Origin of the sequence: Streptomyces sp. NPDC050534, from assembly GCF_044457745.1 — a bacterium.
Classification (GTDB): domain Bacteria; phylum Actinomycetota; class Actinomycetes; order Streptomycetales; family Streptomycetaceae; genus Streptomyces.
Genome location: NZ_JBITHF010000011.1, coordinates 233,257 through 249,630 on the forward strand (window position 1 = coordinate 233,257; position 16,374 = coordinate 249,630).

At 70.9% G+C, this 16,374-nt stretch carries 12 protein-coding genes; 3 read left to right on the top strand and 9 right to left on the bottom strand.

Annotated features, from left to right (window positions below; genetic code table 11):
* Positions 1-3 precede the first annotated feature (3 nt).
* On the bottom strand, positions 4-1,707 hold the full coding sequence (locus tag ACIBN2_RS33095; protein WP_399139963.1) for an NAD-dependent malic enzyme: 1,704 nt from the start codon (positions 1,705-1,707) through the stop codon (positions 4-6).
* 128 nt (positions 1,708-1,835) lie between these two features.
* Here ACIBN2_RS33095 and ACIBN2_RS33100 point away from each other — a divergent pair, with 128 nt between their 5' ends.
* Positions 1,836-2,753 carry a LysR family transcriptional regulator gene (locus ACIBN2_RS33100; RefSeq protein ID WP_399139965.1) on the top strand — a complete coding sequence of 306 codons (918 nt, stop codon included), beginning with the start codon at positions 1,836-1,838 and terminating at the stop codon, positions 2,751-2,753.
* Positions 2,754-2,762: 9 nt separating this feature from the next.
* On the opposite strand, the gene ACIBN2_RS33105 is transcribed toward ACIBN2_RS33100, so the two are convergent.
* The 4 genes from ACIBN2_RS33105 to mdlC all read right to left on the bottom strand — a co-directional run bounded on the left by ACIBN2_RS33105 (position 2,763) and on the right by mdlC (position 8,127).
* On the bottom strand, positions 2,763-3,608 hold the full coding sequence (locus tag ACIBN2_RS33105; RefSeq protein ID WP_399139967.1) for a class I SAM-dependent methyltransferase: 846 nt from the start codon (positions 3,606-3,608) through the stop codon (positions 2,763-2,765).
* Between the two features lie 76 nt (positions 3,609-3,684).
* Positions 3,685-4,950, bottom strand: a complete 1,266-nt coding sequence (locus ACIBN2_RS33110; protein ID WP_399139969.1) for an MFS transporter — start codon at positions 4,948-4,950, stop codon at positions 3,685-3,687.
* Between the two features lie 54 nt (positions 4,951-5,004).
* Complete coding sequence (locus ACIBN2_RS33115; RefSeq protein WP_399139971.1) at positions 5,005-6,459, bottom strand: benzaldehyde dehydrogenase; 1,455 nt, start codon at positions 6,457-6,459, stop codon at positions 5,005-5,007.
* A gap of 87 nt (positions 6,460-6,546) precedes the next feature.
* A complete protein-coding gene (gene mdlC, locus ACIBN2_RS33120; protein WP_399139973.1) occupies positions 6,547-8,127 on the bottom strand; it encodes a benzoylformate decarboxylase in 1,581 nt (526 codons plus the stop codon).
* Between the two features lie 93 nt (positions 8,128-8,220).
* Here mdlC and ACIBN2_RS33125 point away from each other — a divergent pair, with 93 nt between their 5' ends.
* Positions 8,221-9,156: a LysR substrate-binding domain-containing protein gene (locus ACIBN2_RS33125; RefSeq protein WP_399139975.1), complete on the top strand. Its 936-nt coding sequence runs from the start codon at positions 8,221-8,223 to the stop codon at positions 9,154-9,156.
* 192 nt (positions 9,157-9,348) lie between these two features.
* Complete coding sequence (locus ACIBN2_RS33130; RefSeq protein ID WP_399139977.1) at positions 9,349-10,323, top strand: ABC transporter substrate-binding protein; 975 nt, start codon at positions 9,349-9,351, stop codon at positions 10,321-10,323.
* Positions 10,324-10,370: 47 nt separating this feature from the next.
* Here ACIBN2_RS33130 and ACIBN2_RS33135 read toward each other — a convergent pair whose 3' ends face one another.
* From ACIBN2_RS33135 to ACIBN2_RS33150, 4 genes are all read right to left on the bottom strand, one after another.
* Positions 10,371-11,168, bottom strand: coding sequence for a formylglycine-generating enzyme family protein (locus ACIBN2_RS33135; RefSeq protein ID WP_399139978.1), 798 nt, complete (start codon positions 11,166-11,168; stop codon positions 10,371-10,373).
* An 83-nt stretch (positions 11,169-11,251) separates the two neighbouring features.
* Positions 11,252-13,612, bottom strand: coding sequence for an arylsulfatase (locus ACIBN2_RS33140; protein WP_399139980.1), 2,361 nt, complete (start codon positions 13,610-13,612; stop codon positions 11,252-11,254).
* Between the two features lie 227 nt (positions 13,613-13,839).
* Positions 13,840-14,754: a LysR family transcriptional regulator gene (locus ACIBN2_RS33145; protein ID WP_399139982.1), complete on the bottom strand. Its 915-nt coding sequence runs from the start codon at positions 14,752-14,754 to the stop codon at positions 13,840-13,842.
* Positions 14,755-14,828: 74 nt separating this feature from the next.
* Complete coding sequence (locus ACIBN2_RS33150; protein ID WP_399139984.1) at positions 14,829-16,229, bottom strand: MFS transporter; 1,401 nt, start codon at positions 16,227-16,229, stop codon at positions 14,829-14,831.
* Positions 16,230-16,374: the final 145 nt, after the last annotated feature.

Consider the following 16,374-nt stretch of genomic DNA (forward strand, 5'->3'; position numbering starts at 1 on the left):
CCGTCAGACACCGACGACGGGCCGGTACACCGGCTCCCACATCGACCGGCGTACGCGCTCCTCGATCGTGTCGTCCACGGTCTCCCGGGCGACGCCGTCCTCGGCCGCGGTCCGGGCCACGGCGACGGCCACCGCGCCGGACGTCCGGCGCAGTTCCGTGGTGAGCGGCAGGAGGGGGGAGCCGGGCCGGGTGGAGTCGACCTGACCGGCGACCGCGTGGGCCGCGGCGGACAGCATGGCGTCGGTGACCCGTGTGGCGCGGGCGACGACGGCGCCCAGGCCGAGGCCGGGGAAGATCAGCGCGTTGTTGGCCTGGCCGATCTCGTAGGTGACCCCGCCGCTGGTGACCGGCGCGAACGGACTGCCGGTCGCGACGAGCGCGCGGCCGTCGGTCCAGTCCAGCAGTTCGGACGGCACGGCCTCGGCCAGGCGGGTCGGGTTCGACATCGGCAGGATGATCGGGCGTTCGGTGTGCGCGGCCATCTCCCGCACGAGGGTCTCGGTGAACGCCCCGCCCTGGCCGGAGGTGCCGATCAGGACGGTGGGCCGGACCCGGCGAATCACCTCGTCCAGGGAGATGCCCCCGGCCTTCTCGTCCCGCTGCCATCCGGTGACCTCCTCGGCGGCGCGGGCGTAGGGGAGTTGGAAGTCCCGCAGGCCCTCCTGGTCGCCCGTGATCAGGCCGTGGCGGTCCACGGCCCAGATCCGTGCGGTGGCCTCCTCGCGGCTCAGGCCCTCCGCGGCCATGGCGTCCCGCAGCTGGTCGGCGATGCCCATGCCCGCCGTACCGGCACCGAAGACCACGACGCGGTGCTCGGGCAGCGGCATCCCGCTGGCCCGTACGCCGGACAGGACCGCGGCGAGGTTGACCGCGCCGGTGCCCTGGATGTCGTCGTTGAAGACGAAGTGCTCGCCGCGGTAACGGTCCAGGACGCGGCGGGCGTTGGCGGGCCCGAAGTCCTCGAAGTGCAGCAGCGCGTCGGGGAAGAGGCGTTCCGCGGTGGTGACGTACCGGTCGATGAAGGCGTCGTACGTCCGCGTGTCCACGCGGGGGTGGCGGTTGCCCAAGTAGAGCGGGTCGTCGAGGAGTTGCTCGCGGTTGGTGCCGACGTCGAGGACGACGGCCAGGGTGCGGGCCGGGTCGATGCCCGCCGCGGCGGTGTAGACGGCGAGCTTGCCCACCGAGATGTCGATGCCGCCGACCCCCCAGTCGCCGATGCCCAGGATGGCCTCGCCGTCGGTCGCCACGATCAGATCGACGTCCCCGGCCGCCAACCCCGAGGAGAGCAGGGCGCGTTCGATGTCCTCGGGCGCGTCGACCGACAGGTAGATGCCGCGGGGGCGCCGGTACTCGTTGCTGTACCGCTCGATGGCCGTGCCGACCGTCGGGGTGTAGACGATGGGCAGCATCTCGGAGAGGTGGTCGCTCAGGAGGCGGTAGAACAGCACCTCGTTGCGGTCGTGCAGGGCGGACAGGTTGACGTGCTTGGCCAGGTCGGTGGGCTGCTCCGTGTACTGGCCGTAGGCGCGCCGGGCCTGCTGGTCGAGGTCCAGGACGTGGGGTGGGATCAGTCCGTCCAGGCCCAGGTCGCGGCGTTCTCGTTGGGTGAAGGCCGTGCCTCGGTTCAGCCGGGGATCGGCCAGTACGGCCCGGCCGCGCGCCGAGGTCTCGAACCTGTTCTCGCCTGCGTTCCAGTACGTGTTCATCGTCGCTCCGTGAGGTGTCCGGGCAGGGACCGCCGGCTGTCCTGTCGTCCCTTCCAGGGTCGCGGCGTGCATTCCATGCGTCCAATGCCTTGATGCGTGCCGTTCCATGCCTCAGTAGCATCGATCGCATGGAGGTGCAGGTAATGCGGTGTTTCGTCGCCGTGGCGGACGGCGCGACGGTGACCCGGGCGGCGGCGGACGCGCACATGACGCAGCCGGCGCTGTCCCGTGCGCTGAGGCGTCTGGAGCACGAGGCGGGCGCCGAGCTCTTCCAGCAGGTGGGCCGGGTGCTGCGGCTGACCCCGGCCGGCCGGGCCTTCAAGGAACACGCGGACGCCACGCTGGACCACCTGGACCGCGGCCTGCGGGCGGTCCACGAGACCGTGTCCCCGGAGTCGGGCCTGATCCCCCTCGCCTTCCTGCACTCGCTGGGAACCTGGCTGCTGCCACCGCTGATCACCGGATTCCGGGAACGCTTCCCGCTCTCCCGGTTCGAACTGCGCCAGGGCAGTGAGGCCGTACTCGTCGAGACCCTCCTGGACGGCACGGCCGATCTGCTGCTCACCGCGGGAAACCCCGGGCACCCCTTGATCACCTGGCGGCGCCTGCTGGTCGAGCCGCTGTGGCTGGCCGTGCCGCCCGGACACCGGCTGGCCCAGCGGCGGCGGGCCAGGCTGGCGGAGGTCGCCGAGGAGCCGTTCATCCTGCTGCGGCATGAACAGGGCCTGCGCTCCGTGACCGAGTCACTGTGCCGTGCCGCCGGTTTCACGCCCCGCGCCGGTTTCGAGGGCGACGAGGTGGCCACCTTGCGGGGCCTGGTCAGTGCCGGGCTGGGCGTCGCACTGGTGCCACGCCCGCACGCCTCCGCGCCGGCCAGTGCCCCGTCGTATCTGCAGGTCACCGATGTGGAAGCGGCCAGGGACATAGGCATCGCCTGGCTGACCTCGCGCACGCTGCCCCCGAACCCGGCCCGGTTCCTCGCGCATGTGCGGGAGCAGGCCGAGGCGGTGGCCGACCTGGAGCACGCGCCGGGGGAGGAGTCCTGACGCGGGCCCTCAGTCCGGTCGCGAACCGGCCCGGAAGAGCGTGATGTTGAACAGCCCGCGCAGCAGCAGGTCGGCGAAGGGCAGGAAGGTCCGGAAACGCAGGGGGAGTTGAGCTCGCGCGGCACGGGGCGGCCGGGTGACGGAGGCCGCCTCCACGACCCGCAGCCCGAGCCTCTCCAGCGATCGCGGGTCCTCGCAGGACCAGGCCCAGCGGGCCTCCATCTGCTTCTGGACCGCCTGTTGATGCTGCTTCTCCAGCAGCCGGCGAGGATAGGTGTCGAGGGCCAACAGGGCCTCGGGGAACCGCTGTGCGATGCGCGTGAGCGCCTCGGCCGCCTCGTCCTCCGGGAGGTACACGAGCACACCCTCGGCGACGAAGAAGTAGGGCCCGGGGTACTCCTCGACCGTGCTCAGCCACCCCTCGTCCAGCACCGACGCGGCGACCATGCGGCGGCGCTCGGTGTCCGTGAAGAACTTCCGGCGCAGTGCGATGGTGTCCGGCAGGTCGAGGTCGACCCAGTGCACCGTGCCGTTGTCGACCCGCTCGAAGCGGGTGTTGAGGCCCGTGCCGATCTCGACGACCGTCCCCGCCGGATGCTCCGCGAGGAACGCCCGCACCCAGGAGTCCACGATCGCGGTACGCAGCACCGTGATCGACGAACCGGGGCCGGGGCCGTACTTATCGGCCGGGTAGTCGATGTCACGGATCATCTCGACGGCCTTCGGATCCCGCAGCAGCGGCCGCTTCTTCACGGTCTCCCGGGCCCGCGCGGCCAGCGGAATGAACAGCGTCTCCTGAACGGAGCCGAGTTCCACCGGATGCTTCCCGTCGTTCGTGTCACTGGTGCCAGGCATGGTCCTCATTCTTGCCCGGTGCGTGAGAAGGGGCGGCACGGACGCGGTTTGCGCCCGTGCCGCCCCTTGTCAAGGGTCAGACGGCAGGCTCGGTGACCTCCGCGGACGGGTCGGCGGGTCGTGCGGGCAGCGTGAGCACGGCGAGGAAGCCCGCGACCGCCACTGCGGCGAAGAAGTAGAAGCCCCACGGGTGCCCGATGCCGGCGGCGACCAGGGCGCCGGTGATGGTGGGGCCGACGATGGAGCCGATACGGCCGATGCCGGAGGCGGAGCCGAGGGCTGTGCCCCGGACGGCGGCCGGGTAGTAGTTGGTGACGTAGGCGTAGACCAGCACCTGGGCCGAGAAGACGAACACGCCGGTGAGGAAGACGACGACGTCCAGCAGCAGGTCGCTGTGCATCCTGATGCTGAGGCAGGCCAGCATCGCCACCGAGACCGCGAACCAGCCGAGCGTGGTGAGCTTGATGCCGCGCCGGTCGGCGACGTAGCCGCCCAGGATCAGGCCGGCCACACCGCCGACGTTGAGGATGAGCAGCTGGGTGACGGCCGTGGGGACGGGGTAGCCGGCCTCGTTCATGAGCTTGGGCAGCCATGTGTTGAGGCCGTAGACCAGCAGCAGGCCCATGAACGAGGCGACCCAGATGCCGATGCCCGCGCGGAGGTAGGCCGGCTTGAGCAGTTCGGAGAACGGCACGCGCTGGGACGCGGGTGCCTCCTTGGCGCGGACGAACGCCTCCGACTCCGGCAGCCGGAACCACTGGACGGCCGCGATGACGAGACCCGCGATGCCGAGGACGTAGAAGAGGACCTTCCAGTTGTCGGTGACCTGCAGGGCCAGGAGCGACGTGATCACCGCGCCGGTGTGGTAGCCGGTCATGGTCAGCGTGCTGGCGCGCGCCCGTCGTGCGGTGGGCATGTGCTCGGCCATCATCGTCAGCGACGCCGGCATGCAGGCGCCGAGGCCGATGCCCGCGACGAGCCGCAGCGCGGCGAACATCGTGACGGAACCGGCGAGTGGCACCAGGAGGGTGAAGACGGAGAACTCCACCACCGAGCCGATGAGCAGCAGCCGCCGCCCGAACCGGTCGGCGAGCGGGCCGACCACGACGGCGCCGATGGCGACGCCGACGAGCGACATGGTGGCGACGGTGGTGGCGTCCGCGGCCGTCATGCCGAGGTGATGGGTCTTGAGGAGGGTGGGGATGATGGCGCCGAGGACGACGAGGTCGTAGCCCTCGAGCATGACGGTGATCCAGCACAGGACCACGGTCCAGACATTGCGGCCGGTGCCGCCGGTTCTTGTGCCGGTGCTCGTGGTGTCGGTCGAGGCGATGGATGCCATGGTGATGTTCCCTCTGGAGCGGCTACGGGGGGACTGGGCGGGGACGGGGGAGGTTCAGAACGGGTAGTCGGTGATGTCCGGGCGGACGGTGACCCACTGCGTCTCGGTGAAGGCCTCGACGTTGGCGGCGGCTCCGCCGAACCGGGACCCGGTGCCGGACGCCTTGACCCCGCCGAAGGGGGCGTTGGGCTCGTCGCTGACGGTCTGCTCGTTGATGTGGACCTTGCCGGAGTCGATCCGGTCGGCGAGCTTCATCGCCGTGCCGACGTCGCCGAGGATTCCGACGGACAGGCCGTACTCGCAGTCGTTGACGATCCGCGCGGCGTCCTCGAGCGTCGAGAACCCGACGACGGGAGCCACCGGTCCGAAGATCTCCTCGCGCCACGCCGGCATGTCGGTGGTGACGCCGGTCAGCACGGTGGCCGGGTAGCAGGCGCCCACGATCTCGCCGCCCGCGGCCGGCGTCGCGCCCGCCGCGACGCTGTCGGTGACGATGCCGTGCACCCGCTCCAGCTGCCGCCGGTCGATGATCGGGCCGAGCGCCACGTCCTCCCGCGCGGGATCGCCGACGGGCAGTGCCCGGGCCTTCGCGGCGAGCACGGCGCTGTACTCCTCCAGCAGCGACTCGTGCACGATGTGGCGGCCGGTCGTCATGCAGATCTGGCCCTGGTGCAGGTACGAGCCGAACGCGCCGGCGGAGGCGGCCTTCTGCACGTCCGCTCCCGGCAGCACCACCAGCGCGTTGTTCCCGCCGAGTTCGAGGTGGGCCCGCTTCAGCAGACGGCCTGCCTGTTCACCGATCGCCCGCCCGACCGGCGTGGACCCGGTGAAGGAGACGACCCGCACCTCGGGCGCCTCGACGACGGCCCGGCCGACCGAGCCGTCGCCGGGGAGCAGGTGCAGCAGACCGGAGGGCAGTCCGGCCTCCTCGAAGACGCGGGCGATGACGACCCCGCCGCCGACCGCGGTGCGCGGGTCAGGCTTGAGCAGCACCGCGTTGCCGAGGGCCAGCGCGGGCGCCACCGAGCGCAGACCGAGGATGAGCGGGAAGTTGAACGGCGCGATCACGCTCACCACGCCTGCGGGACGGCGCCGCGCGAACGACCAGCGTGCCTCTTCGGACGTCAGCACCTCGCCCTGCGGATACGTCGGCAGCCCCGCGCACTCGAAGCACTCTCCGATGGCGAGCCGAACCTCGAACGCCGCCTTGGAGCGCACCGATCCGGCCTCGCGGATCAGCCAGTCCTCGATCTCGGCGGCGTACTCGGTGAACAGCTCGCCGGCGCGGCGCAGCACGGTCGCCCGCTGCTGCGGTGGGGTGGCCGCCCAGGCCCGCTGTGCCTCTGCGGCCCGGGCGGCGGCGCGGTTCACGTCCTCTTCCGTGGCCAGGCCCACGGTGCCGAGGTGCGAGCCCGTCGCCGGCTCGGTGACCGGCTGCTCGCGGGTGGCGTCCTTCCAGCCGTCGCTGAAGAACTTCTTGCTCCAGACGGCGCTGTCCAGGAGTGTCATCGATTTCCCTTCCGTCACCCAAGGGGTGGTGAGTTCTCCGAGGAGGGGGCGTTCGGTCGTGCGGTCACGGGCGTCGTGGCGTCGTCGTCAGGACGGCGTGGTGAGCGCCGTGTCGACCTGGATCAGCCGGGGGCCGTCCGGGCGCTCGGCGAGGACGGCCCTCAACTCCTCCACCCGGTCGACGTGTTGGGCGGACACCCCGTAGCCCTCGGCGATGCGGGTGAAGTCCAGACCCGGGATGTCCATGCCCGGCGCGTCCGGCACACCGAGGAGGTCGCCGAACCAGCGCAGCGCCCCGTACGTGCCGTTGCGCAGCAGCACCACGGTCACGGGCAGGCGGTGCTGCGCGGCCGTCCACAGCGCGGTGATGCCGTAGTTGGCCGAGCCGTCCCCTATGACGCCGACGACGGGCCGGTCGGGCTGGGCCAGGGTGACCCCGACCGCGCCGGGCAGGCCGAAGCCGAGCCCGCCGGCGGCCGGGAAGTAGTAGGAGCCGGGCCGGCGCAGGTCCATCTGGCGCCACCACGAGGAGTTCGTCGAGGTCGACTCGACCACGTACGCGGTGTCGGCGGGCAGTTCGTCGCGCAGGGCCGCGAAGACCTCCTCCGGGTGCAGGCGCGGGCCCTCGGCGGTGCGCGGTGCGGGCACGGGCAGGTGGTCGCCGGCCGGCCGCTCGGGCGCGTCGAGCGCCTTCGTCAGCAGCTCGATCACCGCGGCGGGGTCGGCCACCAGCGCCTCGCCCATCGGTGCGCGCGCGGCGGCGGAGGCGTCCTCCGTCACCTGGATCAGCCGGGTGCCCTCGGGCAGATACCGCCCGGGAAGGTACTCGTGGTAGCGGAAGACCGGAGCTCCGAGCACCAGCACGAGGTCGTGGCCCTCGAAGGCGCGGGAGACGGGTTCGATCCCGGCGGGCAGGATGCCCCGGAACTGCGGATGGCGGTTGGGGAAGGGCAGCCGGAACTGCGACGGCGCCGCCCACACCGGACCGCCCAGCCGCTCGGCCAGCCGTACCGCGTCGTCGAACAGCCCGGCCGCGTCGATGTCACCACCGAGCACGAGCGCGGGCCGCCGCGCCCCTGCGACCGCCTCGGTCAGGAGGCGGCCCTGCTCGACGCCGGGCGCACTCGCGCGCCGCACCTGCCGGTCCAGCACGGCGGAGGCGTTGTCGCCCGCGTCCGCCGCCCAGTCGTCGTAGGGGACGGAGAGGTAGGTCGGCCGGCTCTGGAGCCGGGCCTCGAAGACGGCCTGCGCGAGCGCGCGGGGCACGTCCTGGGCGCAGGCCGGTTCGGCGGCCCAGCCGACGAGTGGCTTCATCAGGGACGGGGCGTCGACGTTGGAGAGGTTGGCCTCCGGTCCGATGGCCGGCCGCACCTGCTGGCCCGCCACGATGACCAGGGGCGTGCGCGCGGCCACGGCGTTGGTGAGCGCTCCCATCGCGTTGCCGGAGCCGGAGGCGGCGTGCAGGTTGACGAGCACCGGACGGCCCGTGGCCTGTGCGTAGCCGTCGGCCATGCCCACCACGGCGCCCTCGTGCAGCCCCAGGACGTACCGGAACCCGTCCGGCAGGCCGGCCAGGAAGGGCAGCTCGTTGGAGCCGGGGTTGCCGAAGACGGTGGTGAGCCCCTGCCGGTGGAGGAACTCATGGCAGACACGACGCACGGATGTCACAGGCGGTCCTCTCGAGTGGTGCGGGACACGCTAGGCACCGCTCGACATGCCGACCAATAGATGTTGCCGCGCTGCGATATAGACTCCATCGATGTGAGCAGCTTCGATCTCAATCTCGCCCGCGTCTTCGTGCTGCTCTACGAGACCGGCAGCGTCACGGCGACCGCCGAGACCCTGCACGTCACCCAGCCCACCGTGAGCTACAGCCTGGGCAAGCTGCGCCGCCATTTCGACGACGAGCTCTTCCGCCGCACGGGCCGTGGCCTGACCCCGACCGCGGGCGCCCAGCGACTCTACGAGCCGCTGCAGCGGGCTCTCGCCGACATCGACGCGGCGACCCGCCAGGGCGACCGCTTCGACCCGGAGCGCATGTCCGGCCGCTTCACCGTCGCCCTCTCCGACCTCGGCGAGGCGACCCTCCTGCCCCGCCTGGTGGCCGCGGCCCGGGATCGCGCACCCCGCGTGTCCTTCACCGTCCGTCCGCTGGACGTCGACGCCGCCGAGAGCCAGCTGCGCCGCGGCGAACTCGACGCCTTCATCGCGACCCCGGTCCTGACCTCCCACCGAACCGTCCGCATCCCGCTCTTCCACGAGCGTTACGTCGGCATGGTCGCCGCCGACCACCCCCGGATCAGCGGCGCGTCCGTCGCCCTGCCGGAACTCGCGGCCGAGCATCACGTGACGGTGTACGGGCCCAGCGGCCACGTCGTGCCCCGGTCCCTGCTCGCCACGTACGGCCTTCTGGACCGGGTGGCCGTCGAGGCCACACGCTTCTCGATGCTCCCCTACGTCCTTGAGCGGACCGATCTCATCGCGATCGTCCCCGAGTACGTCGGTGAGGTGTTCACCGCTTCCCATCGCCTGCGTCTGGTACAACTCCCCTTCGAGACCGAGCCGATCGAAGTCGCGCTGTACGCCCGCCACGAGGCGTCACGCAGCCCTTCGCAGCGCTGGCTGGTCCATTTCATGGCGGAGGTACTGGGCGAACTGGTCAGCCCGGCGCAGCTCCCGCCGGGCAGCAGCACGTAATTCGCACACATAGAAAGCTTCTATTGCGTTCATTCAAAACCGGTTCGGGTGGAGCCAAGAGGTCTCGTTGACCGGCGTCGGCACGGCTGACATTTTTACTGCACCGCGTACAGAGGTGCTCCCAGAATAACGTGTGACATTTTCCTGCCGGGCACCGCTTCGGAGAAATTCCCCCGTACAAGGAGCAGGAACATGGCAACGCGAGCAAGGCTTTGGCGTCCCGGGGTGGCGGGGACGGCCGTACTCGGTCTCGCCCTGACCGCCTGCGGCGGGGCGAAGGTCGGCGACGACTCCGCCGCGGCAGGCGGGAGTTCGGGCAGGTGCGGCACGTTCAACCTCGCGGTCAGCCCGTGGGTGGGCTACGAGGCGGACGCGGCGGTCGTCGCGTACGTCGCCGAGCGCGACCTCGGCTGCAAGGTCGTCAAGAAGGATCTGAAGGCCGAGATCGGCTGGCAGGGCTTCGAGACGGGCGAGGTCGACGCGATTCTCGAGAACTGGGGTCACGACGACCTGAAGAAGAAGGACATCGACCAGCAGAAGTCCGCCGTCGACCTCGGTGCGACCGGCAACAAGGGAATCATCGGCTGGTACATCCCGCCGTGGATCGCGAAGAAATACCCGTCCATCGTGAACTGGAAGAACCTCAACAGGTACGCGTCGAAGTTCAAGACCTCCGAGTCGGGCAGCCAGGGGCAGTTGCTCGACGGCGACCCGTCCTACCAGACCAACGACGCGGCCCTGGCGAAGAACCTGAAGCTGAACTTCAAGGTGGTGTACGCGGGCAGCGAGACCGCCCTGATCCAGGGCTTCCGGGATGCCGAGAAGAACAAGAAGTGGATGATCGGCTACTTCTACGAACCGCAGTGGTTCTTCTCGGAAGTGCCGCTGGTCCACGTCAACCTGCCCCAGCATACGGCGGGTTGCGACTCCGATCCGGCGAAGGTGGCCTGCGACTACCCGGTGTTCGACCTCGACAAGATCGTCAGCACCCGTTTCGCCAGGTCCGGCAGCCCGGCCTACGGCCTGGTGCGGAAGTTCAGGTGGACCAACACCGACCAGAACACCGTCGCCAAGTACATCGCCGTGGACAAGATGTCACCTCAGGCGGCGGCGAAGAAGTGGGTCGAGGCGAACCCGGGCAAGGTGAAGACCTGGCTGGGCACGTGATGCCGAGTCGGTGACGTGGCGGGGCGGATGCGCCCTGGGCTCCGGGATCAGGCCGGGTCCAGGGCGCAGCGGAATCCGACGTTGCCGGTCGCCGAGTCCGGGAAGAGGCCCTGGCGCGCGGCGACGCGGTAGCGGCGGCAGTACGAGGCGTGGCACAGGTAGGAACCGCCCTTGGCCACGCGCCGGCCGGCGCCGGGAAGGAACGGGTCGGCGCACCATTCCCAGACGTTGCCGGTCGTGTTGTACAGGCCGAAGCCGTTGGGTTCGTAGGCGTCGACCGGGCAGGTGCCGTACCAGCCGTCGGCCGTCGGATGCCGTTGCGGGAAGTCGCCCTGCCACACGTTCATTCGGCGCCGGCCGCCCGGTTCGAGCTCGTCGCCCCAGGGGAACACCTTGGCGTGCAGTCCGCCTCGCGCGGCGCGTTCCCATTCGGCCTCGGTGGGCAGTCGCTTGCCGGCCCAGGCGCAGTAGGCGCGGGCGTCTTCCCAGTCGACGTGGACCACCGGGTGGTCCGGACGGTCCTCCCAGGTGGAGTGCGGGCCGTCGGGCCGGCGCCAGTCCGCGCCCTGCACCTGCCGCCACCAGGGCGCGGCCGCCACGGCCCGGGTCGGCGGGAAGTCGTCGGGGAGCCGCCCGGCGAAGACGAACGACCAGCCGATCCGCTCGGCCGAGGTGCGGTACCCGGTGTCGGCGGCGAAGCGCGCGAACTGCGCGCCGGACACCGTACGGGCGTCGATCCAGAAGGAGTCGACGAACACCGTGCGCACCGGGCCCTCCCCGTCGGCCGGATAGGCGAGCGCGTCCTGGCTGCCCATCAGGAACTCGCCGGCGGGGACGGCCACCATGCCCTCCGGCGTCCCCCGGTGGGCGGCGGACGGTACGGGCGCGACTCGCTCCGCGCCCGTACCGCCGGACGGCGCACAGCAGTTCACTGGGCCCCCATGACGCGACGGTGCAGTCCGCCGTCGAACTCCTCGGAGTCCGTGGCGGCCGCGGCCAGGTCGATGCGCACCGTGTGGATGGTCCCGGTGAACTCGTTGTCGAGGACGGGGTAGTCGTCGGTCACCGGAGTGCTCAGGTCCACTCCGACGTCGAGCGTCTCGTCGAAGGAGAAGTAGTACGGGATGGTCTGCTCGATCCGTCCGGTGCCGTGCTTCTCACCGTCCACCAGGAGCGTGGCGGTCCCTCCCATGCCGAGTCCTCCGCCGTCGTAGTCGAACTCGAGCCGGATCTCGTGCCGACCCGGTGCCGGGCGCCGGCTGCCGCGCACGGTGTAGAGGTTCATGCCGAAGTAGTTGTAGGCGTACGCCGGCCTGCCGTCGCTGAAGTACAGGGTCCAGCCGCCGAACCGTCCGCCCTGGGCGATGAGCACGCCCTCGGCCGGCGTCCCGGGCAGGTGGACGTCGGCGGTGATGCTGTGGGAGCGGTTCTTGACGTTGGGCGTGGTCTCCTCGGTGAAGCGCCGCATCCCGGCGCGGTAGGTGACCGAGGTGCGGTCGCCCAGCAGGTCGATACGGCCGGCCATGGCCGGGTTCTCCCGCTCGGTGACCCGGTCGTCCAGCGGGAAGACCTGGTACTTCGCCGCCTCGATCAGGAACAGGTCCTGCAACTTCCGCAGTCTGTGCGGGTGTTCGGCGGCGAGGTCCTGGGCCTGGCTCCAGTCCCGGCTCAGGTCGTACAGCTCCCAGACGTCGTCGGCGAACCTCCGGTCCTTGTCCGGCACCATCTCCCAGGGGATGCCGTGCCGGGTGACCGCCATCCAGCCGTCGTGGTAGATGCCCCGGTTGCCGCACATCTCGAAGTACTGGGTGCGGCGATGCTCCGGAGCCAGTGCGTCGGTGAGCGTGCGCTGCATGCTCGCGCCCTCGATGGGCTGCTGCGGCACCCCGTCCACACTGAACGGCGCCGGGATTCCCGCGCAGTCCAGGATCGTCGGCAGGACGTCGATCACATGCGAGAACTGGTGGCGCAGCCCGCCCCGTTCGGTGACCCCCCGCGGCCAGTGCAGGATCATGCCGTCACGGGTACCGCCGAAGTGCGAGGCGACCTGCTTGGTCCACTGATAGGGGGTGTTGAGCGCGAGTGCCCATCCCGCGGGGGCGATCGGATAGCTGAGCGGTCCGCCGATCTCGTCGATGTGGTCGATCATCTCGTCCGGGTCGTCCACGACGCCGTGACCGAGGCGGTGCTCGACGATCGTGCCCTCGATGCCTCCCTCACCCGAGGCGCCGTTGTCGCCCAGGATGTACAGGATGAGGGTGTTGTCCAGCTCGCCGAGCTCCTGCAGCGCGTCGAGGAACCGGTCGACCTGGACGTCGGCGTGCTCGGTGAATCCGGCGAACGTCTCCATGAACCGGGCCGACAACCGCCGCTGGTTGTCGCTGAGTTCGTCCCAGTGCGGGACGCCCTCCGCCCAGGGGGCGAGTTCCGTCTCCGGGGGTACGACGCCGAGTTCCTTCTGCCGTTCCAGTGTCACCTCCCGCCGGCGGTCCCAGCCGTCGTCGAAGCGTCCGCGGTACTTCTCCTGCCATGCGCGGTCCACGTGCAGCGGCGCATGCGCGGCACCCAGCGCGAGGTAGGTGAAGAACGGCCGGTCCGGCGTCAGCGTCCGCTGGGTGCGCACCCATTCGATGGCGTGGTCCACGAGGTCCTCGGACAGGTGGTAGCCGTCCTCGGGCCGGCGGTCCGGCTCGACGGGAGTGGTGCCCTGGTACAGCAGCGGGTACCAGTGGTTCATCTCGGCGCCCATGAACCCGTAGAAGGTGTCGAACCCTTCCCCGGTGGGCCAGCGGTCGAACGGTCCGACCGCGCTGATCTCCCGCGGCGGCGTCTGGTGCCACTTGCCGAAGGCGGCCGTGCTGTAGCCGTTGCCCTGGAGGATCTGGGCCATGGTGGCCGCGCTGCGCGGCCGGAAGCCGTTGTACCCGGGGGCCGCCGTGGTCATCTCCGTGGTGCCGCCCATGCCGACCGAGTGGTGGTTGCGCCCGGTCAGCAGGGCCTGCCGGGTGGGCGAGCACAGCGCCGTCACGTGGAAGCGGGTGTAGCGCAGCCCGTTGGCGGCCAGCCGCTCCGCCGCCGGCATCTCGCACGGCCCGCCGAACGCGCTGGAGGTTCCGAAGCCGAGGTCGTCGACGAGCACGATCACCACGTTCGGAGCGTTCTCGGGCGGTGGGACCGGGCCGATCGGGGTGAAGGGGACCTCCTGGTCGTGGACGTCCATCGCGGTGGTCGGCTGCCGGTGGGATTCGGGCCGCGGAAGTATGTGCCGTCCGGCGTCGAACTCGGTCATGTGGTCCTCCTCTACGGTGCGAGAAACGTGGCATTTCGCGCCGTGCACGGTCAACGAGGAGGCCGGGAGCAGCCTGAACGCATTATGAATATGGGCGGTAGGAGACATCTATGTGTCCAGAGGGACGCCATCGATAAAGCGGCGAGGAAAATGCCTTCCCGGGAAATCCGCAATGGAGATGCAGAGTTGAACGCGAAGAACTTTTCACCGTGAGCGATAGAAGGTGTCTATCGCTCGCTCTGCGCCGGTACGGCCGTCGTCTGCTGCGCGTACATCTCCCGGGCCACGTCGATGAAGGCGTGAGCGGCGGGTGAGAGGGGTCCGCCCCGCCACAGGAGCCAGACCGGCCGGATCAGGCGTGGACGGGTCGTGAGCGCCACGGCTCCGCGCCGGGCCGCGTCCTCGGCGAGCGAACGCGGCAGGAGCGTCGCGCCCGCGCCGGCCAGCACCAGCGGGACGACGGCGGCCTGGTGCACGGTGTCCACCGCGATGCGCGGGCTTCTGCCCTCGCCGCCGAGAGCCTCGTCCATCAGGGCCCGGGTCGCCGTACCGGGCGCGGTCGCCACCAGGTCCAGCTGGGCGACCTCGCTGAATGCCACGGGTCCGGCCTGCGGGAAGCGCTCGGAGCGCGGCACCACCACCAGGACCTCCTGGCGGCACAGTTCCAGGGACTCGACGGCCTTGCCGCGCGTCCTGACGTCGGTCAGCCCCAGCTCGCACTCGCCGGTGCGCACCACGTCCGCCACGGCGGCTGCGTCGGACGGTTCCACGATCACGATGTCGATCGCCGGATTCCGCCTGCGGAAGTCACCGGCGAGCTCTGCCAGCGGGTCGGCCGCCAGCGTCGTCGGCGCGACGATGTCGAGCCTGCCTCCCTCCAGCCCGGCGATGGTGCGCACCACCGACCGGGCCGTCTCCAGGTCCCGCATGATCTGCCGGGCCGGCTCCACGAAGGCCTCGCCCGCCGACGTCAGCGCCACGCCACGCCCGAGCCGGTGGAAGAGTGCGGTGCCCAGCTCCCGCTCGAGCAGACGGATCGCGTGCGACAAGGACGGCTGCGCCACATGCAGGCTGTGGGCGGCGCTCGTGAAGCTGCGGTGCGCGGCTACGGCGAGGAAGTATTCGACCTGGCGGCGTTCCATAGAAGGGTTCTATCGCTACGCGCAGGTGTCCCGCCATCCTCAGCCGCGCACCGGAACGGCCGCCGGGGCGTCCGTCAGGGCGCCATGTCCTCCAGGCTCCGCCCGCTCGTCTCCTCCGCCCCGGCCGCGGCAGTGAGCGAGCCGATCAGGGCCACGGCCGCCAGCGTCACGAAGACCGTGCCGATCGCGCCGCCCGCGTAGACCGCGCCCACCACGATCGGTCCGAGGATGATGCCGAGGCGGTTCATGGCGCCGCCCATGCTGGCGCCCAGCGCCCGGATCCGGGTGGGGAAGAGCTCGGGCGTGTAGAGGTAGAGGCAGATGTTGCAGCCGAAGAGGAAGACCGCGGACAGGGACGTCCAGACCAGGACACCGGCCGCGGTGCCGGCGGCCGTCAGGCCCAGGACGAGCAGGCAGAGGGCCGCGGCTCCGAGGCACCAGATCACCGTGGCGCGGCGGCCGACCCGGTCGACGGTGAGGGCGACGATCAGGCAGCCGAGCAGACCCGCGCAGCTCGTCACGGTCGAGTAGAGCAGGGCTGTCGACAGGTCGAGGTGGAAGTGGGATCCGTAGATCGTCGGCAGCCAGGACGTGATGCCGTAGTTCACGAAGTAGCCGGTGAACCACAGGAGTCCGATGACGATCATGCGCTTGCGGTAGCGGCCGCCCAGCAGCTCGCGCAGGCCGCCCTTGCCCTGGGGCGGCAGGACCGACGGCGCCGGCTCCGGGTCCGGCAGCGGGGCACCGGTGATCTTCTCGACCTCGGCCTCGATCGACGCCATCGTGGCGAGAGCCTGCTCGTGCCTGCCGTGGTCGGCGAGCCAGCGCGGCGATTCGGGCACGTAGCGCAGGACGGCCAGGCACAGGACGGCGGGCAGGGCCGCGAGGCCGAACATCCAGCGCCAGCCCAGCAGTGGCACCAGCCAGTAGGCGACGAGCGCGCCCGCGGTGAGGCCGGCGGGGAAGACCAGCTCGAAGAGGAGCACGAAGCGGCCCCGCCGGTGGGCGCGGGTGATCTCCGCGATGAAGGTGGCGGCGATGGGCACCTCGCCGCCGATGGCCATGCCCTGCACGAAGCGGATCGCCATGAACGGCTCGGGCGAGGTGCACAGCGTCAGCACCAGATTGCAGAGGCTGGCCAGTGCGATACAGCCTGCGATGACCTTGACGCGGCCGACCCGGTCGGCGAGCCGGCCCGACACCAGCGCACCGGCGAGCATGCCGACCGAGCCGACGGTCATCAGGGCGGTGGTGTGACCGGTGTCCAGGTTCCACTCGGTGCGCAGCTGGGGGAGTGCGTAGGCGATCAGCAGTTGGTCGAAGGCCTCGAAGAAGGTGGCGGTGCCGACGATGAGCCGGACCATCACCTGCCAGCGGCACAGGGGCAGGCGTTCGAAGCGGGCGCCGATGGCGGCCGCGAGCGCCGGTGCGTCGCCTGGTCGCTGCGCGGCGGCGCGATGTGCGTCGATCGTCATGGATGGCCTCCGGGTCCGTACGGCGGTTGGGGACGGGACCGCACGGGAGGGTTCGGGCCGCGACGGTACGACGGTAGCCGGGTACCGGGCGGCTGTGAGGGCGGGGACGGGGACGGCGGGCCGGGATGGGGGCCGTGCGGGCTGC

Bases quoted from the DNA above. Each gene is read 5' to 3' on its own strand.
- ACIBN2_RS33100 (WP_399139965.1), top strand. From the start codon at position 1,836: ATGGAGGTGCAGGTAATGCGGTGTTTCGTCGCCGTGGCGGACGGCGCG.
- ACIBN2_RS33130 (WP_399139977.1), top strand. From the start codon at position 9,349: ATGGCAACGCGAGCAAGGCTTTGGCGTCCCGGGGTGGCGGGGACGGCC.
- ACIBN2_RS33150 (WP_399139984.1), bottom strand. From the start codon at position 16,229: ATGACGATCGACGCACATCGCGCCGCCGCGCAGCGACCAGGCGACGCA.
- ACIBN2_RS33145 (WP_399139982.1), bottom strand. From the start codon at position 14,754: ATGGAACGCCGCCAGGTCGAATACTTCCTCGCCGTAGCCGCGCACCGC.
- ACIBN2_RS33095 (WP_399139963.1), bottom strand. From the start codon at position 1,707: ATGAACACGTACTGGAACGCAGGCGAGAACAGGTTCGAGACCTCGGCG.
- ACIBN2_RS33140 (WP_399139980.1), bottom strand. From the start codon at position 13,612: ATGACCGAGTTCGACGCCGGACGGCACATACTTCCGCGGCCCGAATCC.
- ACIBN2_RS33115 (WP_399139971.1), bottom strand. From the start codon at position 6,459: ATGACACTCCTGGACAGCGCCGTCTGGAGCAAGAAGTTCTTCAGCGAC.
- ACIBN2_RS33135 (WP_399139978.1), bottom strand. From the start codon at position 11,168: ATGGTGGCCGTCCCCGCCGGCGAGTTCCTGATGGGCAGCCAGGACGCG.
- ACIBN2_RS33110 (WP_399139969.1), bottom strand. From the start codon at position 4,950: ATGGCATCCATCGCCTCGACCGACACCACGAGCACCGGCACAAGAACC.
- ACIBN2_RS33105 (WP_399139967.1), bottom strand. From the start codon at position 3,608: ATGCCTGGCACCAGTGACACGAACGACGGGAAGCATCCGGTGGAACTC.